We start from the raw sequence: 26,349 nt of genomic DNA on the forward strand, positions 1-26,349 counted from the left end.
TCACCATGACTACTCCAGGAGTCAGGGCGGCGCGCCGGATGGCGGAGATCGCCGGGTTCGGCATTGACCGCGTGGCACATCGGGCCGACCGGGTCACCGGGCGCTGGCCCGTGCTGCGGCTGGAAAACCTCGACACCGACCTGCCCCTCCCGCCGGAGGCGGTGCCGGTCACCGCGGCTGCGCTCACGACCCCGCCGGCGAACTCGTGGCTGCCCTTCACCGGCGACGAGGACCTGCGCGCCGCCATCGCCGACCTGCTCGTCGAGCGCACCGGCCACCGCTACGACCCGGCCGACGAGATCATCGTGACCAGCGGCGGCACCGAGGCGGCCCTCGACTGCCTGCTCGCCACCATCGACCCGGGCGACGAGGTGGTGCTCGGCGACCCGACGTACGCGGGGCTGGTCAACCGGGTACGGCTGGTGGGCGGTGTGCCGCGCTTCGCGCCGTACCGGGTGGTGGGCGGCGAGTGGCGCCTCGACCTCGACGCGCTGCGCGCCGCGGTGGGGCCGGCGACCCGGGCGCTGCTGCTGATGAGCCCCTCCATGCCCTCCGGCGCCGTGCTCGACGAGGAGGAGTGGCGGGCGGTGTGCGACCTGTGCCGCGAGCGCGACCTGCTGCTCATCTACGACGGCGCGATGGAGCGGCTGCTCTTCGACGGGCGCCCGTTCACGCATCCGGTGCGCGAGCCGGGCATGGCGGAGCGGACGCTGGTGATCGGCTCGCTCTCCAAGGAGTTTCGCATGATCGGCTGGCGGGTCGGCTGGGTCGCCGGGCCGCGCGCGCTGGTGGAGCACGTGGGCTGGGCGCACGTCTACAACACCACCACGCCGGTGGGCATCGCCCGGGCCGGCGCGACCGCCGTCCTCCGCGGTGACCACGCGCATGTCGCCGCCGCGGCCGCCGAGTTGGAACGGCGCCGCGACACCATCCTCACCAGCCTCGCCGGGCTCCCACTCGTGCGGCCTGCGGGCGGCTGGTCGCTGCTGCTGGACACGGTGGCGATGGGCATCGACCCGGCCGAGGTGTCCCGGCGGCTGCTCCGCGACGGCGCGGTCGCGGCGACCGCGATGACCGGCTGGGGCGACACGGTGGCGGCGCGGCACATCCGCTTCGTCTTCAGCGCCGAGCCGGTCGAGCGCCTCGCCACCCTCCCCGAGCGCCTGGCGGCCGCCGGCCTGCGCTGAGCCTCGTGCGGCCAGGCGAGCGGGCGGAGCGTCAGCGGTCATGCGAGCCCTCCGCGCGGTCCAGAACCCGGCACGTCCGCGGGTCCTCTCCACGGTCCGGGGCCGCCGCCTGAGCCGGGCCCTCGCGCGCGGAGGGCCCGCCGACCACCGAGGGAGGGAGCGCGACGGGCAAACTCGTCGCCGGAGCGGCCCAGGAAGATCGTCGCGGCCACGCACGGCGCGAGCGCGCCGACGAACGTCCGCGTTGACAGCGGTCGCCGTCGATGGTCTGATTGGAACGCTTAAGAAAGTTTACATTTGTGCTCCGGGGAGACGCCGGCCAGCCCGGCCTGAGTCGGGCGGGCGGCGGTCCGCCGTGGGAATCTGCCGCCGCCCGCCCCCATCCGGCCGCCGCGCCCGCGCCACACACGGGAGCGGCGCCCCGCGCACAGAACGGCGCACCCCACGCGGAGTGGCGCCCACAGCGCGGAGCGGCGCACGACCGGGCGGGCGCGGCGTGCGTCAGGCCGGGACGGCGCGGACCTCCAGGAGCGTGCCGGCGGTCGCGGTGCGCGGGTCGTAGCCGTGCTCCCGCAGGGCGGCCTCGAGCTTCGTCGTCAGCTCTTTGACGCGCGCCGGCCCCGGCGGCTCGTAGAACAGGTGCAGCGTGCCGCCGGGGCGGAGCAGGCCGCGGATCAGGGCCAACTCGTGGGCGGGCGAGCGGGTCCAGAAGAGGTTGACGTTGACCGCGAACACCGAGTCGAAGCGGTCGTCGGTCGCCAGCTCCTCCAGCGCCGTCTGCGCGAAGCGCACCCGGCCGGCCGCGACGTGCTCCGCGTTTCGCCGGGTGGCCCGCTCGATCGCGACCGGGGAACGGTCGATCGCCAGCAGCCGGCCGCCGCCGTCGAGGCGCTGGCAGACGAGGTCGGCCGCGACGCCGGGGCCACAGCCGATCTCCAGGACATGGTCGCCCGGCGCGGGGTCGAGCGTCTCGACCGCCCACCGGAGCCGTTCGGGTACCGCCATGCCACGGACCGTACCGGCCGGGTCCGACAAAACCGCTCCGCCGACGACCGTTTCACCAGCCGCCAGCCCGGCCGCCGCCGTCGAAACCGGCTTCGCCGGCCGGCGAAGCCGGTGTCAGGAGCGCCGGTGTCAGGAGTGGCCGGCGACCGCGTGCGGCGCGTACGGCGCCTCGAGCTCGGCGGCCTCCTCGTCGCTCAGCTCCAGCGACGCGGCGGCTACCGCGTCCTCGATGTGCGGGAGCTTGGTGGCGCCCACGATCGGCGCGGTCACGGCCGGCTGGCGCAGCAGCCAGGCGAGCGCCACCTGGGCGGCGGGCACGCCCCGGCGTTCGGCGACGGCGGCCACGGCGGTGGCGACGCTCACGTCGGAGTCCTGGTAGAGCCGCTTCATGAAGTCGTCGCTCTCGGCCCGCGTGGTGCCGCCCTGGCCGGCGCGGGCGAGCAGGCCGCGGGCGAGCGGGCTCCACGGGATCACGCCGACGCCCTGGTCGAGGCAGAGCGGGAGCATCTCGCGCTCCTCCTCGCGGTACATGAGGTTGTAGTGGTTCTGCATGCTCACGAACCGGGTCCAGCCGTTGACGGTCGCCACGTGCTGGGCCTTCGCGAACTGCCACGCCCACATGCTGGAGGCGCCGATGTAGCGGGCCTTGCCGGCCCTGACCACGTCGTGCAGCGCCTCCATCGTCTCCTCGATCGGCGTGTCGTGGTCCCACCGGTGGATCTGGTACAGGTCGACGTGGTCGGTGCCGAGGCGGCGCAGCGAGCTGTCGATCGAGGCCATGATGTGCTTGCGGGAGAGGCCGCGGTCGTTGGGCCCGTCGCTCATCGGGTTGTACACCTTGGTCGCCAGCACGTAGTCCTCACGCCGGTCGAAGAGCGTGCCGAGCAGCTTGCCGGTGATCTCCTCGCTGGCGCCGAGCGAGTAGACGTCGGCGGTGTCGAAGAACGTCACGCCCAGCTCGACCGCCCGGCGCACGATCGGCTCCGCGCCGTCGTGGTCGAGCACCCACTCGCGCCACTGCGTCGAGCCGTAGCTCATCATGCCCAGGCAGATCCGCGAGACCTTGAGGCCGGTCGAGCCGAGACGCACGTAATCCATGATGGTCAGCCTATGCCGCTGCCGCCGGCGGCACAGTGTGCCGCCGGCGACACAGGACGGGAAACTACGCGGGCGCGAAGGCCTTCACCTCCAGCAGCCCCACCGAATCGGCCGCGCTCTGCAGCACGACCCGGAGCTGCGTGGTGGAGACGGTGGCGAAGGAGACCACGTTGTACTGGTTCGCCGCCACCGGGTACGTGGCCGGGATGTCCACGAACGCGCTGCCGTTCCAGTACTGGAGCTTCCACGAGGCGGGCAGGTCGATACCCTGGCCGTCGTCGAAGAAGTACACCTCCGCCCGGTTGAGCGAGACCGCCGAGGGCCAGGCGAGCTGGGCCCACTGTTCACCCTCGTTGGGCCAGGTGCCCCAGCGCGGGTTGACGGTGTCGTTGGAGGATGGTGGGTCGATACCGTCGTTGATCGCCGCCACGGACTCCCACGCGGAGGTGTACGAGGCGGAGGGCGTCGCGGACGTCGCGAGGTTGCCGGTGGGCTGCGGCGGCACGGTCCCGCCCCGGTTGTACGCCTTCACCTCGGTCAGACCCGCCTTCGAGCCGGACGCGTGCGTCATCTGCACCCGTATCCGCTGGGCGCTGACCGGCGCGAAGCGCACGTTGTTGTAGTTGCCGCGTGGCGCGGCCGGCGTCTTGACCTGCGAGGCGGCGTTGGTCCAGGTGCTGCCGCTCAGGTACTGCACGTTGTACGAGGTCGGCGCCCGGTACGAGGAGTTCTGCGGCCGGCTGTCCCGGAAGTGCAGCCGAAGCTCGTCCACCGTCCGGGTCTGGCCGAAGTTGATCTCGTACCAGTCCTGCGTGTTCGGCGACCCGCTGGCGCCCCAGATCGGGTCGTTGATGGTGAAGCCGTCCACCGCCGCGCCGGTCGAGGTGCCCGATGCGGTGTACGACGCGGAGGTGGTCGCCCCCTGCGCCAGGTTGGGCAGCGTCGAGGTGAGGTCGACGCCCGCCTTCGCGAACATGTCCACCATGCGCGCGGAGGACTGCGCCACCGCGCCCGGCGCCTTCATCGACGGCATCGCGGCGTTGAAGGTGACCGAGCCGCCGGCCGGCAGCGACACCGCGCCGGTCGCCGGGTTGTAGACCGCGCGGGTCAGCCGGTCGAGCGTGAACGCGCGCTGGCCGTTGACGTACACCGAGTAGCCCTGGGGCACGCCCGCGTACCGGGTCACGCCGTCGGCCGGGTCGTCCCACACGATCGAGATGTCGCTGTCCCGGTACCGCAGGTTGTTGACCGCGAAGTGCGACCAGCCGATGTTGATCGGCCAGAGCTCGACCTGCGCGTCGTTGCGGGGGCGCAGCCCCGCGACGTCCTCGATGACCGTCCAGTTGCTGCTGCCGAGGATGTTGTGGTGGATCCACGAGCGGTAGTTGATGGTGCGCGAGGAGCCGTTCCAGTCGGCCCAGAACTCGTTGGCGTCCGGCCACGCGGTGTTGCCGCCGATGTACTGCGCCCAGGTGTTCCAGTAGAGGAGCTGCTTGTAGTTGTCGGCGGTCATCCACTGGTTGGGGTAGTTGCGCAGCACCGAGGAGTAGAGCCGGAACTGCACGGTCGAGTTGATCGTGGAGAAGTTGTTGCTCCCCGGCTGCCCGGCCGCGGCCGCCGCCGCCTTGTCCACCTGGTTGGCGGTGAAGAACGGGAAGATGGGGTACTCGGCGGGGTTGTCGAACAACCGCAGCGCCTGCCGGTACTGGTCGGTGTTGGGCATCAGGCCGACCGAGTACGGGTAGTAGTTGTTGATCTCCTTCCAGGGCACGAACGCGTTCGTCGAGACGTGGCGGTGCTCGATCAACTGGCGGGACGGGTTCCAGAGCTGGTTGATGATGCCGTCGCGGACCCGGTTGGCGAGCGTCTGCATCTCGTTCGCCTTCGCGGTGTTGCCGAGCATCGTGTACGCCTGCACCGCCGCGAGCGCGTTGCTGTAGACGTACGCCCCCTCGGCCCGGTCGAGCCAGCCGGAGCGCCAGTGGAACGAGACCGCGTCCGCGTCGTTGCCGGTGAGCGCGCCCCAGTCGTACTCGATGACCCCGTCGTTGTCGTGGTCGTAGAAGGCGAGCTGACCCTTGACGTCCTGCTCGGCGTAGCGGGCCAGGTTGGTGAGCATCGAGGTCTGTCCGCCGTGGATCTGGTAGCTGCGCCAGGCCGCCTCGGAGATGTACTGCGTGTACGAGTTGGACCAGTTCTCCGGGTCACCGGGGTTGTCGACGAAGCGCCCGTTGCGGGAGACGGTGCCGACCGAGAGCCACGGCCCGTACGAGTAGACCGGGTCGCGCAGGTACTTCAGGTCGTCGATGTGCATCGGCTGGGTGAGCACGATCGCGTTGTTGTAGCCGAGCACGCCCTCGGTCGAGGTGGGGAACTGGAAGTTCTGCCCGGGGATGTCGGCGTCGAGGTGGTTGAAGCGCATCAGCCACCAGCGGTAGTAGATGTTCTTCTTGATGGCCGGCTCGGGCACGTCGATGTACGGCACCGTGTCCGCCCACCACCGGTTGTACGCCCGCACGTGGGTCGCGAACGCGGTGGCCGGCGTGTAGCCGCGGTAGGTGTCGTACTCGGTGCGCGACTCGGCGATCTCGTTGGTGACGAAGCCCATCTGCACCTTGACGGTGACGCTCTGCCCGGCGCCCACGGTCACGGACCGGTTGAGCCCGCCACTGGAGACGGTGAAGCTGTCGCCGGAGAGGCGGGGGTAGAGCGTGGTCAGTCCATTGTAGGCGTTGACCTGGCCGGTCAGCTCGGTCCCGCTGGCCGTCGTGGCGTACGGCGAGGTGGCGCGGAGCTGGAGCGTCGTCGAGGCGGAGCCGTTGTTGGTGATGGTGATGTTGGTGACCGCCACGTTGTTGTGCGTGATGAACTTGCTGACGTCGGCGCGCACCGAGCCGCTGGTGTGCACGCTCTTCCAGTGGCTGGGCGCCTGCCACCGCTGGGACGCCTGCTCGGTGAAGGTGCCCGGCGTGATCGCCACGGCGTACGCGTTCTGGTTGTTGATGCTCTCCCAGTACGCGGTCTGGCCGCCGAAGCCGATCACCGAGGGCGTGTGCGTCTTCATGTACAGCGCCCGGCCGCGGGTCATCAGCCAGGTGCCGGCGGGGTCGTTGCCGGAGCGGGAGAGCAGGCGGTCCATCCAGAAGTCGGTGCCGGCGCTCTCCGCGTCGTAGATGGCCCGCATCATGTTGCCGGTGTCGTAGCCGACCGGCGGCTGCGGGATGGCCGAGCCGGAGAAGGTGGGAAATCCGATGGTCTGTGCCGCGCTGGCCGGGGAGGCCAGCAGTGAGGCCGCGACGACGGCGACGACGGCCGCGGCAAGAGGTCTGCGCATCGCGTTACTCCTACGAGAAAACCGGGCGGGACCGGCACGAGAGCCGGTGTGAACGACGCCGCCCGGCCGCGTTCACGTGATGCGTATGGGGGAGCGTACATTACGCTCGGCCCGTGCTCTACCCATCCAGCCGGCGCCAGGAGGCGCTGTACCCACCGGAACGCCTTGCCCACGCCCGCAAGGTCACCGCGGCCGCCGGCCTCGACGCGCTGCTGATCACGCCCGGCTCCGACCTGCGCTACCTGACCGGCTACCACGCGCACGCCCTCGAGCGGCTCACCTGCCTGGTGCTGCCGGCCGAGGGGGAGGCGACGCTGATCGTGCCGCGGCTGGAGCGACCCGCGGCCGAGGCGTCCCCGGCGCCCGGCACGGGGGTGCGCATCGTCGACCACGAGGACGGCACCGACCCGTACCCCCTGGTGAAGCAGGCGCTCGGCGGACCCGCACGTGCCGTCGGCCTGGCCGACCGGATGTGGGCCACGCAGGTCCTGGCGCTGCGCGAGGCGTTGCCGGAGGCGCGGCAGCGCCTGGCGAGCGAGGTGCTCGCGCCGCTGCGGATGCGCAAGACGCCGGCGGAGGTGGCGGCGCTGCGCGAGGCCGGCGCGGCGATCGACGCGGTGCACGCGCGGATGGGCGAGTGGCTGCGCCCGGGGCGCACCGAGGCCGAGGTGGGCGCCGACATCGGCCGGGCGATCCGGGAGGCCGGGCACGAGACGGTCGACTTCGTGATCGTGGCCGCCGGCCCCAACGGCGCCAGCCCGCACCACGCCACCTCCGACCGGGTCATCCAGCCCGGCGACCCGGTCGTCGTGGACATCGGCGGCACGATGCCGTCGGGCTACTGCTCCGACTCGACCCGGACGTACGTGGTCGGTGCGGCGCCCGCCGACTTCCGGGAGTACTACGCTGTGCTGCACGCGGCGCAGCGGGCGGCCGTCGCGGCGGTGCGTCCGGGAGTGCCCGCGTCGTTCGTGGATGCCGCCGCCCGCGAGCCGATCGCCGCGGCCGGATACGGCGACGCCTTCGTGCACCGCACCGGCCACGGGATCGGGCTCGACGGGCACGAGGAGCCGTACATCGTGGCCGGCAACGCGCTGCCGCTCGAGCCGGGGATGGCGTTCTCGGTCGAGCCGGGCATCTACCTGACCGGGCGGCACGGCGCGCGGATCGAGGACATCGTCGTGTGCCTGCCCGGCGGCGGCGAGCGGCTCAACACGCTTGGCACGGAGTTGGTGGAGCTGTAACCCTAACGACCGTTAAGCTTGTGGGCATGGATCGTCTCCTGCCCACGCCCGAGGCGTACGACCTGCTGGACCTCGCCCGCGAGCTGGCCGACCGCGAGCTGGCCCCGCGCGTGGACGATTTCGAGTCGCGCGGCGAGTTTCCGCGCGAGGTGATTCGCACGCTCGGCCGGGCCGGGCTGCTCGGCCTGCCCTACCCGGAGGAGGACGGCGGGGCCGGCCAGCCGTACGAGGTCTACCTCCAGGTGGTGGAGATCCTCGCCAGCCGGTGGCTGGCCGTCGCGGAGGCGGTCAGCGTCCACACGCTGTCCTGCCATCCGGTGTACGCCCACGGCGGCGAGCAGTTGCGCAAGCTGCTCCCCGACATGCTCGGCGGCGAGCTGCTCGGCGCGTACTGCCTGAGCGAGCCTCAGGGCGGCTCCGACGCCGCGTCGCTGACCACCAGGGCCGTGCTCGACGGCGAGGCGTACGTGGTGACCGGCACCAAGGCGTGGATCACGCACGCCGGCAACGCCGACTTCTACAACGTCTTCTGCCGCACCGGCGAGCCCGGCGCCCGCGGCATCTCCTGCCTGCTCGCCGACGCGGGCACGCCCGGCATCGTGCCGCAGGCGCCGGAGAAGACGATGGGGCTGCGCTCGTCGCCGGTCGCGCAGATCGCATTCGACGGCGCCCGCGTCCCGGCCGACCGCCTCGTCGGCGAGCCCGGTGCCGGCTTCAGGATCGCGATGGACGCCCTCGACTCCGGCCGCCTGGGCATCGCCACCTGCGCGGTCGGCCTGGCCCAGGCGGCGCTCGACTACGCGGTGGCGTACGCCCGGGACCGCTCGCAGTTCGGCCGGTCCGTCCTGGACTTCCAGGGCATCCGCTTCCTGCTCGCCGACGCCGCCACGGGCATCTCGGCCGCGCGGGCGCTGGTGCTTGCCGCCGCCCGCCTCAAGGACGCCGGCCGGCCGTACGCCGCCGAGGCGGCCAAGGCCAAGCTCTTCGCCACCGACATGGCGATGCGCGTCACCACCGACGCGGTCCAGGTGCTCGGCGGGTACGGCTACGTGACCGACCACCCCGTCGAGCGGTACATGCGCGAGGCCAAGGTGCTCCAGATCGTCGAGGGCACCAACCAGATCCAGCGCCTGGTGATCGCCAAGTCCCTGTAGCTCCCAGGTTGGCGGCGTGGCGTGCATCGGGCCGCCGCCTCTCGCTGGCGCCGATGACCAGGGCACCGACCTGTGTCGGATTGCCGAACCGCGCCGTGCCCCGTTCGGCGTCCGCCGGCGGTGTAGTTTTCACGCCGTGGAAGAGATCGATCGCGCCATCGTCGCGGCGCTGACCGCGGACGGCCGCCTGTCGTACACAGATCTGGCGGAGCGCGTGGGACTCTCGGTGTCCGCCGTGCACCAGCGGGTGCGGAGGCTCGAGCAGCGAGGCGTCATCAAGGGGTACGGCGCGCGCGTCTCCTACGAGGCGTTGGACCTGCCGCTGAGCGCGTTCATCGCGATCCGTCCGCTCGACCCCTCGCAGCCCGACGACGCGCCCGATCGGCTGGCCCACCTGCCCGAGATCGACTCGTGCTACTCGGTGGCGGGGGAGGACTTCTACCTGCTGCTCGTACGCGTGGCCAGCCCCGCCGACCTCGAGCGGCTGCTCCAGCAGATCCGCACCGCCGCGAACGTCACGACCCGCACGACCGTGGTGCTGTCGACGCCGTACGAGGGCCGCCCGCCGCGGCTCGCGCCATCGGGCGGCTGAGGGCGCGGCTAGGAGTTCCAGCGGCGGATGACGGGGCGGCCGTGCTCGTGCCCCAGCGTGGAGAGCGTGGCGGTGTCGAGCCGCAGCTTCCCGCCCGCGGCAGGGGGCAGGTCGACCCACCGCGCGCCGGCGACGCGCAGCGCGTGCCCGTGCCCGACGAGCGCCACGTCACCCCGCTCGGCGGCCGCGCGCGCCTTCGCGAGCACACGGTCGAGGCGCGCGCCCACCTGCTCCGGTGACTCACCGCCGGGGCAGCCGTCGGTCCAGAGGTTCCAGTGCGGGTCGCGGGTGCGGTGGATCTCGTCGGCGGTGATCCCCTCGTACTCCCCGTAGTGCCACTCGGCCAGGTCACCGTCCACCTCGGACACGGTGAGGCCGGCCAGCTCCGCCGTGCGCAGCGCCCGCTTGCGCGGACTGGAGAGCACGGCGACGAACGCCCGGCCGGCGAGCCGCTGCCCGGTGGCGCGGGCCTGCCGCTCCCCGTCGGGCGTCAGGTCGATGTCGGTGTACGACGTGTGCCGGTGCGCCGCGCTCCACTCGGTCTGGCCGTGGCGCACGAGAACGACTTCCCCCACGCCAACAGTCAACCAGAGCCTGAGGGCGAGGCCACACACCTAGCCTCCTAGGACGCTGTAGGGGTGTGACCTTGTGGGCCGGTGCGATCGTGCCTCGCGTGTACGCCGGTGGCGCAGCAAGGGGGTGCGGCCCTGTGGTTCGGGCGGCTCGTGTGGAGAGGGCTGTCTCGTGGAGGGGCTGTCTCGCCTTCACCGACGGCAGCTGGCACCGGTTGTAGCTGGCCGCACGCTTCGCCGGGTTCATGCGCTTCGGCGCGCTCGACGAAGGCTGAGCGACAGGTGGCTCGCGACAGGTGCGAGATCGGCGACGCCGCTCATGCCGCCGACCAAAGCCGGACGACAGCGAGAGGCTGGCGACAGCGCCCAACGGTGACTCAAGGGCGAACCGTGGCGAGGGCAGCGAGCTACCGTCCCGGACAGCATACCTAGCTTCCTAGGATGCCCTACGGGTTGTGCCATCGCGCACAAAAAGAGGTTTCCGCGACAGGGGAGCGGGCACCTCAAGGCCCAGAGCAACGATCCAGGAGGAGTGACGATGAGCTTCGCGGATAAGGCACGCAACAAAGCCGAGCAGATGAAGGGCACGGTCAAGGAGCGCATCGGCGACGCCACCGACAACGAGCGCATGCAGGCCGAAGGGGCCAAGGAACGCACCACCGCCAAGGCCAAGCAGGCCGGCGAGCACGTGAAGGAAGCCGGGCGCGACGCCAGCGACGCTTTCCGCCGCTGACTTTCGACTCGATACCGAGCCCATCTGCGGAGCCGGGGCGTCCACAAGGGACGCCCTGGCTCTACGTGTCGTAGGGCTCGATCGCCGGTGTACGCAGCGCGTCGACCACGGTGTCGTCGACGTCCCGGGCACGTCCGGCGGCGACGTAGTAGAGCGTGACGCCGTAGCCGTGCGAGTCGAGCAGGTCCGCGGCCTCCAGGCGGCGCAGGTCGCGGATCGCCTGGTCGCGCGAGAGCCCTTCGTCCTGCTGGTACGTCTCGCGGCGCAGCCGACCGAGCGCGGCGGTGTGCAGCGCGGAGACGGTACGTCCGGGCAGCCCGAGCCGCTGGACCAGCGCGGTCATGTCCTCCCAGGTGCGGCGGGCCCGTTCGAGGCGCAGCCACACGAGGCGGGCTTGCTGGTGGTGGGCGCGTAGGTTGAAGCGGATCCACTCGTGCGTGTCCGCGTCGGGCTGGTAGGTGCGTCCGGTGTCGCGCAGCACGGCGTAGTACCGCAGTGTGTTGATCTTTCTCCCCAGCCACTCCTCGATGGAGCAGAACTCCGGCCGCACCATCCCGGCCCGCGCGATCACCAGCGTCTGGAGGCAGCGGGACATGCGGCCGTTGCCGTCGCGCCACGGGTGAACACGCACGAGGTTGAGGTGGGCCATGGCGGCGCGGACGAGTGGCGGGGCGTCGAGGTCGCCGGTGTTGAGCCAGTCCATGAGTTCGGCCATCAGGCCGGGGACATCTTCGGCATCGGGCCCGGTGTAGGCGGGGGTCATCGGGTCCTCGCCGTCGGTGACGATGATGCCGCCGCTGCGGTAGCGGCCGGGCCACTTCTGTGGGCGGGTGCGGAGCATCATGAAGTGCAGCGCGGAGAGTGCCAGCTCGTGGTGGGTGAAGAAGCCCATCTTCGGTGTCTGGAGCACCCAGCTCAACGCGTCCCGGTAGCCGAGGAGCGCGTCGCGGGTCTCGTCCGGCACGCCGGATGGCACGGGTCCGCCGGCGACCATGACCGCGGCGGTGTCGAGGCTGACCGTGTACCCCTCGATGCTGTTGGAGCCTTGGACGGCGCCGGCGACGAGTTGCCGACGTAGCTGGCCCTCCCAGCGATGGTCCGCGGAGTTGCCGCCGGTGGCATTGCGCAGTTTGGCGTAGTGGGCCTCGATCTCGGCGAGTACCCGCTGGTCAGCGGCGTCCAGCGGTGGGATGCGGAGGAGCATGCCCCGATGCTATGAGCCTCGCAGCAGTGGTGCTAGGCGCCCATTTCCTGCTTGCGCCACCACTTCTGGCCGGAGTCGGGCAGGGTGTCGATCGGGTCGTAGTACGGGTAGCGGCGGGCCAGTGCCTCGTCGTCCTCCTGCTCGATGGAGGTGCGGTAGTTCTTGGTCCAGTACGAGATGCCGTGCTCGCGGTCGTACTCGGTGACCATGTGGACCCAGCGTTTGCCGACCAGGGGCACGTCGCAGACGATGCGGGGCGTGGCGTAGCCGGGCAGGTAGCCCATGATGTCGTGCTGGAGCTGCTGGGCGTGCCACACCGGGACGCGCCAGTGCTCGGCGTTGGGGATCATGTCGCACATGTAGAAGTAGTAGGGCAGGATGCCGGCCTCGCCCTGGAGCGCGAAGCACAGGTCGAGCAGGGCGGCGCTGTCGGCGTTGACGCCGCGCATGAGGACGCCCTGGTTGCGTACGTCGCGTACCCCCACTTCGAGCGCGGTCTGGGCGGCGCGCGCGACCAGTGGGGTGAGTGAGTTGGCGTGGTTGACGTGGGTGTGGATGGCGAGGTTGACGCCGCGGCGGGCGGCGGTGCGGGCGACGCGTTCGAGGCCCTCGACGACGTCGGGCTGGAGCCAGTGCTGGGGTAGGCCCATGAGCGCCTTGGTGGCGAGGCGGATGTCGCGGATGGTCTCGATGTCGAGCAGGCGCATGAGGTACTGCTCGAGGTGGCGCCAGGGCACGTTGGCCACGTCGCCGCCGGAGACGACGACGTCGCGGACGCCGGGGTGGGCGCGCAGGTAGGTGATGTGGGCGTCGTAGCGGTCGGCGGGTTTGAGGGTGAGCTTGAGCTTGTCGACGGCGGGGGTGGAGTTGCCGACGAGGTCCATGCGGGTGCAGTGGCCGCAGTACTGGGGGCAGGTGGAGAGCAGTTCGGCGAGGACCTTGGTGGGGTAGCGGTGGGTGAGGCCCTCGGCGACCCACATGTCGTGCTCGTGGAGGGAGTCGCGGGTGGCGTGGGGGTGGGAGGGCCAGTCGGTGCGGCGGTCTGAGGCGACCGGGATCATGTAGCGCCGGATGGGGTCGCCGTAGAAGTCCTCGGTGGACATGGTGTTGAGCATCTGCGGCGGTACGAGCATGGACATCGTGGCGGATGAGCCCTGGTCGTGGGCGAGGTCGTCGTAGAAGGCGTCGGGGACGAGGGCGCCGAGGACCGCGTGGAGCTGCTTGGGGTTCTTGACGCAGTGGGCGCGCTGCCACTGGGCGGACTCCCACTGCTCGCGGGTGACGTCGCGCCAGCCGGGGAAGCGGGCCCAGTCGGGCTCGACGAGTTCGCGCCGGCGGTACTCGTATGGCTGTCCCACCTTTGGCCCCCAAGCTAGAAATCATCCGGTGATCTGGTTAATCTACCGTAAGATTTCCCGGCAGAAGAGGGCAAGGCTGATGACTTCACCGGTGGGGCTGCATCGCGTGCTGGCGCCGGCGGGCGTGCTGCCGCAGGCGGCGCAGCGGCTCGACGTGCGGCCGGAGGTCGGCGCCGACGAGGTGCGGATCGCGGTCGAGCGGCTCAACCTGGACGCGGCGAGCTTCCGGCAGCTGTGGGAGAAGCACGGCGGTGACGGTGCCGCGGTGCGGGCCGAGGTGCTGGAGATCGTCGCGCGGCGGGGCAAGATGCACAATCCGGTCACCGGGTCGGGCGGGATGCTGATCGGGACGGTCGACGAGGTGGGGCCGGAGTCGCCGCTGGGCCTGAAGCCGGGCGACCGGGTCGCCACGCTCGTGTCGCTGACGCTGACGCCGCTGCACATCAGCCAGACGAGCTGGGACGGGCGGGGCGAGCAGGTGCCGTGCGTGGGGCACGCGATCCTGTTCGCGCGTTCGGTGGCGGCGGTGCTCCCGGATGACCTGGATCCTCGCCTGGCGCTGGCGGTGCTCGACGTGTGCGGGGCGCCGGCGCTGACCGCGCGTGTGGTGCGGGCCGGCGCAGCCGTGGCGGTGCTGGGCGCGGCCGGCAAGAGTGGCTCGCTGTCACTGGCTGCCGCCCGGGCCGCGGGGGCCGCCCGTACCACCGGGGTTGTCCGGGACGAGGCGGAGGCCGCGCTGTTGCGCGGTGCCGGACTGGCCGATCGCGTGGTTGTCGCGGACGCGCGGGATCCGGTGGCGGTCGCGGCGGCGGTGGGCGAACCGGTGGACGTGACGGTGGTGTGCGTGGATGTGCCGGGGTGCGAGCACGGAGCGATCCTGGCGACCGCGGCGGGCGGCACGGTGGTCTTCTTCTCGATGGCGACGAGCTTCGCGGCGGCGGCGTTGGGCGCGGAAGGGCTGGCGGCCGACGTGACGATGCTGGTGGGCAACGGATACGTGCCGGGGCACGCCGGCTACGCGCTCGACCTGGTGCGTGAAGTCCCGGGCGTGCGGCGGCTCTTCGCGGGCAGACTGGGCACATGAGCGAGCGCAGCGAGCCAATCATCAGACACGGCAGGTTTGGGGTCTCATCGCCCGCGGCGAAGCGAGGACGGCCATGAGCGCCTCCACTCTGTACCGCAACGGCACGGTCTACAGCCCGGCCGACCCGACGGCCACCGCTTTGCTGGTGCGCGACGGCGCGGTCGCGTGGCTGGGGCCGGAGGCCGACGCCCCCGCCGCCGGCGTGACCGTCGACCTGGATGGCGCGCTGGTCACGCCGGCGTTCGTCGACGCGCACGTGCACGCCACCGATACCGGGCTGGCGCTGTCCGGTTTGGATCTGAGCGCGGCGCGTTCGGCGGCGCAGGTGCTCGACGCGGTGGCGGCGCACGCCGGGTCGTTGCCGGGCGACGCGGTGGTGCTGGGGCACGGCTGGGACGAGACGACGTGGGACGACCAGGCCAAGCCGGAGGCGGCGGCGCTGGAGCGGGCGGCGGGCGGGCGGCGGGCGTACCTGTCGCAGGCGTCGATCCACTCGGCGCTGTGCACGCCGTCGTTGCTGGCGGCGGCGCGGGGCACGGTGGGGTTCGACGAGTCGGGGTGGGTTCGGCGGGAGGCGCACCACGTGGTCCGCGAGCTGGCGCTCGGCTCGGTCCCGGCCGTGCAGCGCGCGCGGGCGCAGCGGGTGACGTTGCGGCGGGCGGCGGCGCTGGGCATCGCGGCGGTGCACGAGTGCGGCGGGCCGGGCACGTCGAGCGAGGCCGACTTCACCGGGCTGCTGGCCCTGTCCGGGCAGGGGCTTCCCGAGGTGTACGGGTACTGGGGCGAGCTGCTGGGCGCGGCGAAGGCCAAGGAGCTGGGCGCGCAGGGGGCCGGCGGTGACCTGTACGCGGACGGGGCGCTGGGCTCGCAGACCGCGCACCTGTCCGAGTCCTACCTGGACGCCGAGGGGTGCGGCCACGCCTACGTGAGCGCCGAGCAGGTCCGCGACCACCTGCTGGACTGTGCGGCGCACGGCGTGCAGGGCGGTTTCCACGCGATCGGCGACGCGGCGATCGGCACGGTGCTGGCGGGCTTCGGGGAGGCGGCCCGGAAGCTGGGCGTGGAGCGGCTGCGGGACGCCCGTCACCGGGTCGAGCACGCCGAGATCATGAACAAGCGGCTGATCGCGGGCTTCGTCGAGTACGGGATCGTGGCGAGCATGCAGCCGGCGTTCGACCGGTTGTGGGGCGGGGAGTCGCAGATGTACGCGCAGCGGCTGGGGGTGGCCCGGGCGCTGGAGTCGAACCCGATGGGCGCGATGCACGGGGTCGGCGTGACGCTGGCGTTCGGGTCGGACTCGCCGGTGACGCCGCTGGACCCGTGGGGCACCGTGCGGGCGGCGGTGCGGCACTTCAACCCGGTGCAGCGGATGAGTGTGCGGGCGGCGTTCGCGGCGCACACGCGCGGTGGCTGGCGGGCGGTGTGCCGCGATGCCGAGGGGGTGCTGGTGCCGGGGGCGCCGGCGACGTTCGCGGTGTGGTCGGTGCCGGGCGGCCTGGCGGGCGGGCTGCCGGTGCTCGACGAGCTGCCGGTGTGCCGCCGGACGGTGCTGCGCGGCGAAGTGATCTACGAGGAGTAGACCGTGAGCGAGCGGAGGACTCAGGGTCCGCCCTCGGCGACGCCGAGGGAGCGAACCCCGGAAAGCACGGTGAGCGAGCGGAGGAGCCGGCGCCCGCCTTCGGCGGGGCCGAGGGAGCGGGCCACGGTCGGCAAGCTCGGTCTGGACCCGGCGACCGTGGCGCGGGCGCGGGAGCTGGCGGCCGAGGCCGGGCGGCCCGTGGTGGAGCTGGCGCGCGGCCACACCACCGTGTCGGTGGAGCGGGCGGTGCTGCGGCTGGCGGGGGTGGCCGGCGCCGACCCGGACGGCATCCCGTGGGTCAACCGCCTGGTCGACGCGGTCGTGTCGGACGTGGGTTTGGGGCACGGGGTGGCGGCGCCGGTCTTCGACGCGCTGCTGCGCGAGGGCCTGGACGACGTGACGCTGCTGGCGCAGAAGGCGGCGGCCGGGTCGGTGCGGTTCGCCGTACCCGATGGGCGTTTCCGGACCGCCGCCCGCCGGGCGGCGAAAAAGCATGTCCAGGCCGGCCTGCGCCGGGTCGGCCACCGCCGCGCCGAGCGAGACCGTCTCATCAGGAGGTACGGGGACGCGCCGCGCCGCCCGTGGATCTACCTGATCGTGGCGACGGGCGACATCTTCGAGGACATCCCACAGGCGCAGGCGGCCGCCCGCGCGGGGGCGGACGTGATCGCGGTGATCCGGTCGACCGGGCAGTCGCTGCTGGACTACGTGCCGGAGGGGGCGACCCGGGAGGGGTTCGCCGGCACGTACGCGACGCGGGAGAATTTCCGGCTGATGCGGGCGGCGCTGGACGAGTCGTCGCGGGAGCTGGGCCGGTACGTGCGGCTGACCAACTACGCGTCCGGGCTGTGCATGCCGGAGATGGCGGTGCTGGCCGGCCTTGAGCGGCTGGACATGATGCTCAACGACTCGATGTACGGGATCCTGTTCCGCGACATCAACCCGATCCGCACCTTCGTCGACCAGCGCTTCTCCCGGCAGGTGCACGCGCACGCCGGGATCGTCATCAACACCGGCGAGGACAACTACCTGACCACGGCCGACGCGGTCGATGCCGCGCACACCGTCACGGTCAGCCAGTTGCTCAACGAGTACTTCGCGCACGAGGCGGGGCTGGCCGACTGGCAGTTGGGCCTCGGCCACGCCTTCGAGATCAACCCGGACCTGCCCGACTCGTTCCGGCTGGAGCTGGCGCACGCGCTGCTGGCCCGCGAGCTGTTCCCGGACGCGCCGCTGAAGTGGATGCCGCCGACGCGGCACATGACCGGGGACGTGTTCCGGGGCAACCTGCTCGACGGCTTCTTCAACCTGGCGGGCGCGATGACCGGGCAGGGCATCCTGCTGGTCGGCATGATGACCGAGGCGGTGGTGACGCCGTGGCTGTCCGACCGCGACATCGCGCTGCAGAACGTGCGGTACGTGCTCGACGCCGCGGGCGGCCTGCACGAAGACTTCGCACCGGCGCCGGGCGGCCTCATCCAGCGGCGCGCGCACCAGGTCCTCGACGAGGCGGTGGAGCTGCTGTCCCGGATCGCGTCGGGCTCGCTGCTGGAGGCGATCGCCGACGGGACGTTCGGCATCATGAAACGCCCGCCCGACCGGGGCAAGGGCCTGGACGGGGTGGCCGCCCACGAGCCCGACTACTTCAACCCCGCCACCGACCTCCTGGAAGACAAGGGCTGATTCTTGCGGTTTACTTGCAGGATGAGGGCTGAAGGTAGCGATGCTGCGTAGCTTCCGGGTGGAAAACCACAAGTCGATCAAGGACGAGCAGGAGCTGTCGCTGCTGCCCGTGTACGACAAGAGCAGGCCCGTCGTGCCGGTCGCGGCCATCTTCGGCGCCAACGCCTCGGGCAAGTCCAACCTGCTCGACGCCCTCCGGTGGCTCCAGCACGCGGTCCGCACCTCGTACGCGGCGTGGGAGGCAGGCTCCGGCATCCCGCGCACGCCCTTCCGCCTCGACCCCAAGTCAGCGGCCATGCCGACGGGCTACGCGGTCGAGATCGAGGTGGACGACGCCCGCTACAGCTACGGCGTCGAGGTGGACGACGACCGGGTACGCGGCGAATGGCTCCACACGTATCCGCACAACCGGCGCCGGATCATCTTCGAGCGCGACGACGACGGCGTCCGGCTCGGCTCGACGGTCCCGGACTACAAGACCCGCGGAGCTGTCCTGGCGGGGCTGACCCGCGGCAACGCGCTGTTTCTGAGCGTCGCCGCGCAAAACAACCTCGCCGAGGTGCGGCCGGTTTACGAGTGGTTCCGCACCGGGTTGATGATGGCCGACGAGTGGCCGGAACGGTGGGGCGACGAGTTCGGCAGGCTCATCGAGGGGCCGCGTCGCCGCACGGTTGTCGACCTCGTCCGCGCGGCCGACGTGGGCATCACCGACGTGCGCCTGGCCCCCGGTTACGACGTGCATCGCTGGCTCGACATCGAGTTTCGCCACGGCACCTCCGACACGTGGCTGACGACCGGCGAGGAGTCAGCCGGCACGGTGCGGTGGCTGCACCTGATCGTGCCCACGCTGCGCGCGCTGGACAGCGGAGCGGTCCTCTGCGTCGACGAGATCGACGCCAGCATGCACCCCAGACTGACCGCCTGCTTCGTCGGCCTGTTCCGCGACGCGGAGGTAAACCGCCGTGCCGCTCAGTTGGTCTTCACCACCCACGACGCGACGTTGTTGGATCCGATTCTGGGAGACGACACGATGCGCAGGGACGAGGTGTGGTTCGTGGAGAAACAGGGCGATGGGTCCACCACCCTCTACTCGCTCGCCGACTTCAAGCCACGCAAGCTGGAAAACTGGGAGCGGCGTTATCTGGCCGGCGGTTACGGCGCGATACCGCTCGCGTCCGAGTGGGAGTTTCGGCGGGCGTTCGATGATGATGCGGCCGCGTAGGAGCACAGACCGCCGCGTCGGTAGCCGCTCACGTCGCCGGCAGGTCCTGGTCTACTGCGGTCGGCTGCGCACGGAGCCCGCCTATCTGACCGGCCTCATCCGGCACGGCGGCGGCCGCCTCGGCGTCGCGGTCACCGTCAAGAGCAGGGGCCTGGACCCGCTTCAACTCGTCCACCACGAGGCGGCCTTCGTCAGGCGTAGCCAGGAGCTGTTCGACGAGGTGTGGTGCGTGGTCGACGTCGACGAGTTCGACCTGGCCGCGGCCGTCGCGGAGGCGCGGCGACGGAAGGTCAACCTGGCGGTCTCCAACCCCTGCCAGAGACCTCGACCCGAGCGGTCAGGACCACAGCCGCAACCCCTCGACCGGCGTCTGGCGTCTGGTCGAGACCCTCATGGAGGTGCCGTGACCGAGAAGGCGATCGTGCGGCCGTACGGGGACACGACCGGCGACGGGATGGTGCAGGTGTCGTTCACGCTGCCGGTGCCGTACGACAAGCGGGCCGAGGGGGCGGCGCTCCAGTTGGCCGGGAAGATGGGGCTGGACCCGGCGATGCTGGTGCACGCCCGGCAGATGGGTGACGGCTACACGTTCTTCGTCGTGTACGGGCGGGTCCGCCATCTGGTCGACCTGTCGGCGGTGCGGGTCGTCGAGCGGGACTTTCCGCTGCTGTCGGCCAAGGAGGTCAACACCACCGTGAAGCGGCGGCTGCGGCGCAGGCTGTCGGTGGTGGGGGCGTGCATCGGCACCGACGCGCACACGGTCGGGATCGACGCGATCCTCAATGTCAAGGGCATCGCCGGCGAGAAGGGGCTGGAGTACTACCGCGAGCTGCGCGTGCTCAACCTCGGTGCCCAGGTGACGGTGCCGGAGCTGGTCGAGGCGGCCCGCGTGGAGAAGGCCGACGCGGTGCTCGTCTCCCAGGTGGTTACGCAGCGCGACGCGCACCTGCACAACGTGCGGGAGATGTCGGCGGCGTTCCGGGAGGCGTTCCCGGCCGGGCGGCGGCCGCTGCTGGTGGCGGGCGGGCCCCGGTTCGACGAGATGATGGCGGGCGAGCTGGGCGTCGACCGGATCTTCGGGCGCGGCACCACGCCGCGCGAGGTGGCCAGCTACCTGGTGCACGCGCTCACCGCGCAAAAGGCCGCGGCGTGACACACAGCGCGGAAGGACGCGGCGTGACGGACAGTACGGGAGGTGGCGGCGTGACGGATCCGCGTGTGGGGCTGACGGTGACGCACCGGCGGTACGTGCCGTACGCGCACGCCCACTACGCCGGTGACCTGGTCGACGGGGCATACTCGCTGGGCCTGTTCGGCGACGTGGCCACCGAGGTGTGCATCCGCACCGACGGCGACGAGGGGCTGTTCGCGTCCTATTCGGACGTGCGGTTCACGGCGCCGGTGCGGGCCGGTGACGTGGTCGAGGCGACCGCGACCGTGACGCGCGTGGGGACGCGCAGCCGCACGATCGAGTTTCGCTGCGTGGTGGTGTGCCGCGGCACCGGCGGGTCGGGCGCGCAGGTGCTCGACCCGCCGATCGTGGCGGTGACCGCGGTGGGCACCGTCGTCGTGCCGTGAGAGCGCCACAGCAAAGCCGCGCCCTCGCCGTCTGCGCGGACGTCGGCTCCACCTACACCAAGGTCGCCGTCGTCGACGTCGACGACGGCACGCTGGTCGCCACCGCAGGCCATCCCACCACCGCCGGCACCGACGTGATGGCCGGGCTGGGCGCCGCCGTCACGGCCGCCACCGCCGGGCTCGGGCCGGTCTCCCCTTCCTGGTACGTCTGCTCGTCCGCCGGCGGTGGACTGCGCCTCGCCGTGGTCGGCTACGAGCGGCTGGTCACCGCCGAGGCCGGGCACCGGGTCGGGCTCTCCGCCGGGGCGCGGGTCGTGCACGTGGCGGCCGGGCCGCTCTCCGCCGCCGGGGTACGGGAGCTGCGCGCCGCCCGCCCCGACGTGGTCCTGCTCGTCGGGGGTACCGACGGCGGCGACCGCGAGGTGCTGGAACACAACGCGCGCCGGCTGGCCCGCTGGCGTACGCCGGTGGTGGTGGCCGGCAACGCGGACGCCCGCGACGAGGTCGCCGCCGTCCTGAGTGGAGCCACCATTGTGGACAACGTGCTGCCCCGGATCGGCGTGCTCGCCCCGGGGCCGGCGCGGGCGGCGATCCGGGAGGTGTTCCTGCGGCACGTGATCGGCGGGAAGTTCGGGCGGCGGTTCGCGCGGCTGGTGCGGGCGGCCACGCCGGACGCGGTGCTGGCCGGCGTCGAGCTGCTCGCCGACCACACCGGGCGCGGGCTGCTCGTGGTCGACGTGGGCGGGGCGACCACCGACGTGTACTCGGCGCTGCCGCCCGGCGCGGAGCGCGGCACCGACGCGGCCGGGACGCTCGCCCGGGCCCGCACCGTCGAGGGCGACCTGGGCGTGCGGTGGAGCGCGCCCGGCGTGGTGGCGGCCGCCGCGGTCGAGAAGCTGCCACACGACGCCGCGTTGCCCGACGCGGCCCGGCGCCGGGCCGCCGATCCCGCCATGCTGAGTGGTGACTCAGCCACCGGGGAGGACGTCGCGCTCGCCACGCTCGCCGCGACGGTGGCGGTGCGGCGGCACGCGCGCGGGGAGGCGGGCGGATTCGGCCGGCGGGACCTGACGGACGTGTCCCTCGTGGTCGGCTCCGGCGGTGTCCTTCGCCATGCGCCGGCCGGGGACGCGCAGCGCGTACTCGATGCGGTGCGGTCGGACCACGGCGGCGGCTGGCCGGTCCCGCGGGCGGCGACCACTGTGGTCGATCGGGAGTATGTGCTGGCCGCGGGCGGCCTGCTGGCCGCCGACCATCCGGCCGCGGCGCTCGCGTTGCTGCGGCACCACCTGTGTGTCGGGTGATTGCAGAAACACGCCGAGCTTCGACACGCCGGAGTGGTTGACAGCCGATGGGGGGCGGCACGTACCGTCTTTAGGTCCTACAACGGGGAGCGGCTGTTGTTCGCTTCGTCCCTTCGTTCGCTGGCCAAGCAAGCCGACACCAGGTCCAGTGGGCGGGGGTCGGCGGGGCGGCGCGGACCGGCCGAGGAGCTGAGTCGGTGCAACGGCAGGGGGGTGACCGCGACCAGTAGACAACGGCGACGCGGGGGCAGCCAGCGCTCGTTTCGTCGGTCCGAAGGTCGTGGAGATCAACTGTCGCACCGGCCCCGGGTAGGGCCTGGGAGCATCGGGGTGTCGCCACGGCGGCGCCCCGATTTTCCGTCGGCGTCCCCGCCCGGCCCCGCGGCATCCCCGGTCCGGGCGCCCGTAGCGGTACCCTTCGGCAGGTGACCATGGTGGAGCCCGTCGAGACCCCGGCCCCCGAGGGCGGCGCGCCCGAATCGCAGCAGCGGGACGCCCCGCGACCCCTTCCGCTGGCCGCCGGCGCGGTCATGGCGGTCGCGGCCGGGGTGGCGCTGCTGCTGGCCCTCCCGCCGTACGGGGTCTGGTGGCTGGCCCCGGTCGGGGTGGCGCTGCTGGCCGCCGCGGCGCACCGGCGGCGGCTGCGGGCCGGTTTCGGGCTGGGCATGCTGGCCGGGCTGGCGCTGATGGTGCCGATGCTCAGCTGGATCAACGTGCACGTCAGTGTGGCGCCGTGGCTGATCCTCGGGGTGTTCGAGGCGGCGTTCATCGCGCTGATGGGCGCGGCGACCGCGTATGTCAGCCCGCTCGTCGACCGGTTCCGCTGGGCCTGGCCGCTGGCCACCGCGCTGCTGTGGATCGCGCAGGAGGCGCTGCGCTCCCGCGCGCCGTACGGGGGCTTCCCGTGGGGGCGGCTCGCGTTCAGCCAGGACGACTCCCCACTGCTGCGGCTGGCGGCGGTCGGTGGCGCGCCGCTGGTCACGTTCGCGGTGGCGCTCGCCGGCGGGCTGCTGGTCACCGCCGCGTGGCGCCCGTGGAACCTGTGGTCGGCCCGCCTCGCCCGCGGCCGTCTGGTCCTCTCCGCGGCCGGGCTGGCGCTCGGCGCGGTCGCGGTCGCCGCCGCCGGGCTGCTCGTACCGACCGCGAAGCCGGCCGGCCCGCCGGTCACCGTCGCGATCGTGCAGGGCAACGTGCCCCGCCTGGGCCTGGACTTCAACGCCCAGCGCCGCGCGGTGCTGGAAAACCACGTCACCGCCACGCTCGCGCTCGCCGGGCGGGTCGCCGCCGGGCAGGAGCAGCGTCCCGACCTGGTGGTGTGGCCGGAAAACGCCAGCGACGTCGACCCGCTGCGCGACGCCACCGCCGCCGCCCGCATCTCCACCGCCACCGACACCATCGGCGTGCCCATCCTCGTCGGCGGCATGTTGCGCGGCCCCGAGCAGGGCCAGCTCCGCAACGTCGGCATCCTGTGGCTGCCCGGCACCGGCCCCGACCTCGACCAGACGTACGTCAAGCGGCATCCGGTGCCGTTCGCCGAGTACATGCCGCTGCGCCGCATCGCCCGCATGGTCTCCAAGGACGTCGACCGGGTCGCCACCATGGTCCCCGGGCAGCGGCCCGGCGTCGTGCGCACCGGCCCGGTGGTGGTCGGCGACGTGATCTGCTTCGAGGTCGCGTACGACGGGCTGGTCCGCGACACCGTCACCAACGGCGCCGGCATCCTCGCCGTGCAGACCAACAACGCGACGTTCAACGCCGCCGAGGCACGCCAGCAGATGGCGATGGTACGGCTGCGCGCCGTCGAGCACGGCCGCGACGCTCTGATGGCCTCCACCGTCGGCATCTCCGGGTTCGTCACCGCGGACGGGGCGCTGCACCAGGACACCGGCTTCAACACGCAGGAGGTCGTGGTGCGCCAGCTGCACAGCTCCGACGGCCGTACCCTCGCCACGCGCGCCGGTGTGTGGCCGGAGGTGTTTTTGGTGGCTTTGGGGCTGGTGCTGATCGCCGGGTCCGTGGTGGTGCGTCGACGCGGCTGAGTCCGGTGTGGACGCCTTGCCGTCCGCCCGGCCGTGCGGCGGGGTTCCGGGAAGGCGGGGCGCTCGTGGCATCCTTGTGGGATGGGACGGGCAATCGCGCTGGGTCTGCCGCTGCTGGTGGTCGCCGAGATCGCCGTCTTCGTCCTGGTCGGGAGCTGGATCGGCTACCCGTGGGCGGTGTTGGCGGTCCTGGCGGCCTCGTTCGCCGGCCTGATGCTGCTGCGCCGCGAGGGCATGCGCGCCTGGCGGGGCTTCATCGCCGCCGCCAACTCCGGCCAGCACCCCGGTGAGCGGGTCATCGACGGCATCGTGGGGCTCGGCGCCGGCGTGCTGCTGACCGTGCCCGGCTTCGTCACCGCGCTCACCGGCCTGGTGCTGCTGTTCCCGCCGACCCGTTCGGTCGCGCGGCGCGGCGTGCAGCGGTGGACCGAGCGGCGGGTGTCCTCGGCCGTGGCCGGTGACCTCTTCGGTCCTCGCAAGGTGCGCGTGCGGCGCGGGGCGCCCGACGTCGACGGTGCCATCGAGGGCGAGATCGTCGAGCCGCGCTGACCGGCTCCGCCGGGCCGGTGTGATCCGCCTCGCTTTCGGCGTTCCCGGGCATGCGGCGTTCCCGGGCATGCGAAGTTCCGGGCATGCGAAAGGCCCCCACCTGCGTGGCGGGGGCCTTCTTCGTGCGTCGCCGCGAGTGCGTCAGGCGGAGCGGCCGCGCCGGGCGCGGACCTCTTCCAGGCGCTCGGCCAGGATGTCTTCGAGCTCGGCGATCGAACGCCGCTCCAGCAGCATGTCCCAGTGGGTGCGCGGGGGCTTGGCCTTCTTCTGCTCCGGCTCGCTGCCGTCCACCAGCCGCGCCACGCTGCCGTCGAACTTGCACTCCCAGGTCATCGGAACCTCGGCGTCAACGGCGAACGGCACCTCGAACTGGTGACCCTTGGCGCAGAGGTACTCGCGGGTCTGTCGCGGGGCCAGCTCGGTGTTGCGGTCGGACTCGTAGCTGACTGCTCCCAGACGGCTCCCGCGCAGCATGCGCTCGCCCATGATCGGCTTTCCCCTCGGTCGTGGTGCTGGTCTTCACTTTTGTAACGACAGGGGTCGGTCGGACGATTCCCGACCGGCCCCCAGGTGTTTCGGCTCGGTGAACGCTATCGAGGGTAGCGGCTGGATCTTCAAGGTGAGCGACGCCGCCGTGACGCTCGGACAGCTACGACCTGTTCGTCCCTTTTTTTCGTTCTACGGCGCACGTCCGCGGGTCAGCTGGCGGAGGGCGCGGCGGTCGGGCGCAGGTTGGCCAACGCGGTGGCCAGATCCGTCACCTGGGCGCTCAACATCGCCACCTGGGCCTGGGCCGCGTCCCGGTCGGCGAGCGCGGACGCCAGCCGGATCTCGAACTCCGCCAGCCGCCCCTCGACCGACGCGGCCGCCTCGCGCGCGGCCCGCAGCGCCCGTGTCAGGTTTTCCCGCTCGGTCTCCGCGTCGGCCAGCCGCGCCCGGGCGTGCTCGGCGGCGGCCTCGGCGGCGGCGCGCTCCCGGCGGGCGCCCTCGGCCTCGGCCCGGGCCGCGTCCGCCGCCGCGCGGGCGGTGTCCGCGGTGGCCCGGGCGTCACGGGCGTCCGCCACCGCCGACTCGGCCTCGGCCCGGTAGGCCTCGGCCCGCTCCTGCGCCTGCCCGGCGGCCCGGGCGGCGCGCTCGGCCTCGACCCGGAACGCGTCCCGCTCGCGCCCGGTCTCGGCCAGCTCCCGGCGGTCGGCGTCCCGCTCGTGGCGCAGCGTCGCCGCCTCGCCGCGGGCCGCGTCACGGTCCCGTTCGGCCTGGAAACGCAGCGCGTCGGCCGCGGTCGCCGACCGCTGGGCCTCGTCACGGGCCGCGTCGGCGGCCGCCGCCAGCTCACCGGCGGACGCCGCCGCCTGCGCCGCCCGCGCGGCCTCGGCGAGGGCACGCTCCTTCTCGTGTACGGCGGCGCGCTGCTCCTGCTGCGCCCGGGCCAGCCCCTCGGCGGCCGTGTCCGCGTCGCCGCGCGCCTCGTCCCGCTCGGCCTGGGCGGCGGCGATCGCGGCGGCCGCCTCCGCGCGCACCTCCGCGACCTGTCGGTCGACCCCGGCCGGGGAGAGCTCGGCGTGCAGCGCCTCGGTCAGCGTCTCCACGGCCTGGTCGAGCTTGTCCACCACCTCCCAGGCGCGGGAGACCTGCCCGGCCAGGCCGGGCGCGTTGCGGTGGCGCATCCGGACGTTGCGGGAGGCCTTCTGGCAGGCGCCGTCGTTGTCGCGGCAGTACCGGAACGGCCGGCCGGCGGCGGTCCGCTGAGGGACCGGCTTGCCGCAGTGCGCACAGGGGCGGGTCTCGGCGAGAGCGTCCATGGTGGCCCGCAGTCTAGTGGCGAAAACG

22 protein-coding genes and 1 pseudogene are annotated in these 26,349 nt (G+C 72.5%); 15 read left to right on the forward strand and 8 right to left on the reverse strand.

Going from position 1 to position 26,349, the window contains the following annotated elements; genetic code table 11:
* The first annotated feature begins 5 nt into the window (after window positions 1-5).
* A complete protein-coding gene (locus ACFFIA_RS30065; RefSeq protein ID WP_377257162.1) occupies window positions 6-1,187 on the forward strand; it encodes a pyridoxal phosphate-dependent aminotransferase in 1,182 nt (393 codons plus the stop codon).
* Between the two features lie 501 nt (window positions 1,188-1,688).
* On the opposite strand, the gene ACFFIA_RS30070 is transcribed toward ACFFIA_RS30065, so the two are convergent.
* The 3 genes from ACFFIA_RS30070 to ACFFIA_RS30080 all read right to left on the reverse strand — a co-directional run bounded on the left by ACFFIA_RS30070 (window position 1,689) and on the right by ACFFIA_RS30080 (window position 6,624).
* Entirely contained in the window at window positions 1,689-2,192 is a 504-nt protein-coding gene (locus ACFFIA_RS30070) for an SAM-dependent methyltransferase (RefSeq protein WP_377257165.1), read from the reverse strand.
* 129 nt (window positions 2,193-2,321) lie between these two features.
* The gene (locus ACFFIA_RS30075) at window positions 2,322-3,290 is read right to left on the reverse strand and encodes an aldo/keto reductase (protein WP_377257168.1); all 969 of its coding nucleotides are present in this window, start codon (window positions 3,288-3,290) and stop codon (window positions 2,322-2,324) included.
* A gap of 64 nt (window positions 3,291-3,354) precedes the next feature.
* Window positions 3,355-6,624 carry a discoidin domain-containing protein gene (locus ACFFIA_RS30080; RefSeq protein WP_377257170.1) on the reverse strand — a complete coding sequence of 1,090 codons (3,270 nt, stop codon included), beginning with the start codon at window positions 6,622-6,624 and terminating at the stop codon, window positions 3,355-3,357.
* Window positions 6,625-6,737: 113 nt separating this feature from the next.
* Here ACFFIA_RS30080 and ACFFIA_RS30085 point away from each other — a divergent pair, with 113 nt between their 5' ends.
* From ACFFIA_RS30085 to ACFFIA_RS30095, 3 genes are all read left to right on the forward strand, one after another.
* Window positions 6,738-7,868: a M24 family metallopeptidase gene (locus ACFFIA_RS30085; RefSeq protein ID WP_377257173.1), complete on the forward strand. Its 1,131-nt coding sequence runs from the start codon at window positions 6,738-6,740 to the stop codon at window positions 7,866-7,868.
* Between the two features lie 20 nt (window positions 7,869-7,888).
* Window positions 7,889-9,022, forward strand: a complete 1,134-nt coding sequence (locus ACFFIA_RS30090; RefSeq protein ID WP_377257176.1) for an acyl-CoA dehydrogenase family protein — start codon at window positions 7,889-7,891, stop codon at window positions 9,020-9,022.
* 136 nt (window positions 9,023-9,158) lie between these two features.
* Entirely contained in the window at window positions 9,159-9,614 is a 456-nt protein-coding gene (locus tag ACFFIA_RS30095; protein WP_377257179.1) for an Lrp/AsnC family transcriptional regulator, read from the forward strand.
* An 8-nt stretch (window positions 9,615-9,622) separates the two neighbouring features.
* Here the strand turns inward: ACFFIA_RS30095 and ACFFIA_RS30100 are convergent, their stop codons facing one another.
* Window positions 9,623-10,189 (reverse strand): histidine phosphatase family protein, encoded by a 567-nt coding sequence (locus ACFFIA_RS30100; protein ID WP_377257182.1) that lies wholly within the window; start codon window positions 10,187-10,189, stop codon window positions 9,623-9,625.
* A 535-nt stretch (window positions 10,190-10,724) separates the two neighbouring features.
* On the opposite strand from ACFFIA_RS30100, the gene ACFFIA_RS30105 reads away from it, so the two are divergent.
* Complete coding sequence (locus tag ACFFIA_RS30105; RefSeq protein WP_377257185.1) at window positions 10,725-10,919, forward strand: CsbD family protein; 195 nt, start codon at window positions 10,725-10,727, stop codon at window positions 10,917-10,919.
* Between the two features lie 61 nt (window positions 10,920-10,980).
* On the opposite strand, the gene ACFFIA_RS30110 is transcribed toward ACFFIA_RS30105, so the two are convergent.
* Together ACFFIA_RS30110 and ACFFIA_RS30115 are read right to left on the reverse strand one after the other, a co-directional pair.
* On the reverse strand, window positions 10,981-12,123 hold the full coding sequence (locus tag ACFFIA_RS30110; protein WP_377257188.1) for a Fic family protein: 1,143 nt from the start codon (window positions 12,121-12,123) through the stop codon (window positions 10,981-10,983).
* 32 nt (window positions 12,124-12,155) lie between these two features.
* Complete coding sequence (locus ACFFIA_RS30115; protein ID WP_377257191.1) at window positions 12,156-13,481, reverse strand: KamA family radical SAM protein; 1,326 nt, start codon at window positions 13,479-13,481, stop codon at window positions 12,156-12,158.
* Between the two features lie 79 nt (window positions 13,482-13,560).
* On the opposite strand from ACFFIA_RS30115, the gene kdd reads away from it, so the two are divergent.
* The 10 genes and pseudogenes from kdd (at window position 13,561) to ACFFIA_RS30165 (ending at window position 24,519) form a co-directional block, all read left to right on the forward strand.
* Window positions 13,561-14,565, forward strand: a complete 1,005-nt coding sequence (gene kdd, locus ACFFIA_RS30120) for an L-erythro-3,5-diaminohexanoate dehydrogenase (RefSeq protein ID WP_377257194.1) — start codon at window positions 13,561-13,563, stop codon at window positions 14,563-14,565.
* A 73-nt stretch (window positions 14,566-14,638) separates the two neighbouring features.
* Window positions 14,639-16,144, forward strand: coding sequence for an amidohydrolase (locus tag ACFFIA_RS30125; protein ID WP_377257197.1), 1,506 nt, complete (start codon window positions 14,639-14,641; stop codon window positions 16,142-16,144).
* Window positions 16,145-16,285: 141 nt separating this feature from the next.
* Window positions 16,286-17,827 (forward strand): lysine 5,6-aminomutase subunit alpha, encoded by a 1,542-nt coding sequence (kamD, locus tag ACFFIA_RS30130; protein WP_377257295.1) that lies wholly within the window; start codon window positions 16,286-16,288, stop codon window positions 17,825-17,827.
* A gap of 40 nt (window positions 17,828-17,867) precedes the next feature.
* Window positions 17,868-19,049 (forward strand): AAA family ATPase, encoded by a 1,182-nt coding sequence (locus tag ACFFIA_RS30135; RefSeq protein WP_377257200.1) that lies wholly within the window; start codon window positions 17,868-17,870, stop codon window positions 19,047-19,049.
* Window positions 19,036-19,353, forward strand: a pseudogene (locus ACFFIA_RS30140) (RloB family protein); the annotation flags it as partial. The gene ACFFIA_RS30135 and the pseudogene ACFFIA_RS30140, both read left to right, overlap by 14 nt.
* 99 nt (window positions 19,354-19,452) lie before the next feature.
* Window positions 19,453-20,202, forward strand: coding sequence for a lysine 5,6-aminomutase subunit beta (gene kamE, locus ACFFIA_RS30145; protein WP_377257297.1), 750 nt, complete (start codon window positions 19,453-19,455; stop codon window positions 20,200-20,202).
* A 50-nt stretch (window positions 20,203-20,252) separates the two neighbouring features.
* Complete coding sequence (gene kal, locus ACFFIA_RS30150) at window positions 20,253-20,627, forward strand: 3-aminobutyryl-CoA ammonia lyase (protein ID WP_377257203.1); 375 nt, start codon at window positions 20,253-20,255, stop codon at window positions 20,625-20,627.
* Window positions 20,624-21,931, forward strand: coding sequence for a glutamate mutase L (locus tag ACFFIA_RS30155; RefSeq protein ID WP_377257205.1), 1,308 nt, complete (start codon window positions 20,624-20,626; stop codon window positions 21,929-21,931). The genes kal and ACFFIA_RS30155 overlap by 4 nt, the downstream gene beginning before the upstream one ends.
* Window positions 21,932-22,362: 431 nt before the next feature.
* Window positions 22,363-23,970, forward strand: a complete 1,608-nt coding sequence (gene lnt / locus ACFFIA_RS30160) for an apolipoprotein N-acyltransferase (protein WP_377257300.1) — start codon at window positions 22,363-22,365, stop codon at window positions 23,968-23,970.
* 81 nt (window positions 23,971-24,051) lie between these two features.
* Window positions 24,052-24,519: an FxsA family protein gene (locus tag ACFFIA_RS30165; RefSeq protein WP_377257208.1), complete on the forward strand. Its 468-nt coding sequence runs from the start codon at window positions 24,052-24,054 to the stop codon at window positions 24,517-24,519.
* A 141-nt stretch (window positions 24,520-24,660) separates the two neighbouring features.
* Here ACFFIA_RS30165 and ACFFIA_RS30170 read toward each other — a convergent pair whose 3' ends face one another.
* Window positions 24,661-25,005: an RNA polymerase-binding protein RbpA gene (locus tag ACFFIA_RS30170; protein ID WP_173036160.1), complete on the reverse strand. Its 345-nt coding sequence runs from the start codon at window positions 25,003-25,005 to the stop codon at window positions 24,661-24,663.
* 212 nt (window positions 25,006-25,217) lie between these two features.
* A complete protein-coding gene (locus ACFFIA_RS30175) occupies window positions 25,218-26,321 on the reverse strand; it encodes a coiled-coil domain-containing protein (protein ID WP_377257211.1) in 1,104 nt (367 codons plus the stop codon).
* Between the last annotated feature and the right edge of the window lie 28 nt (window positions 26,322-26,349).

The sequence above is a fragment of the Phytohabitans kaempferiae genome (assembly GCF_042433955.1).
GTDB lineage: Bacteria > Actinomycetota > Actinomycetes > Mycobacteriales > Micromonosporaceae > Phytohabitans > Phytohabitans kaempferiae.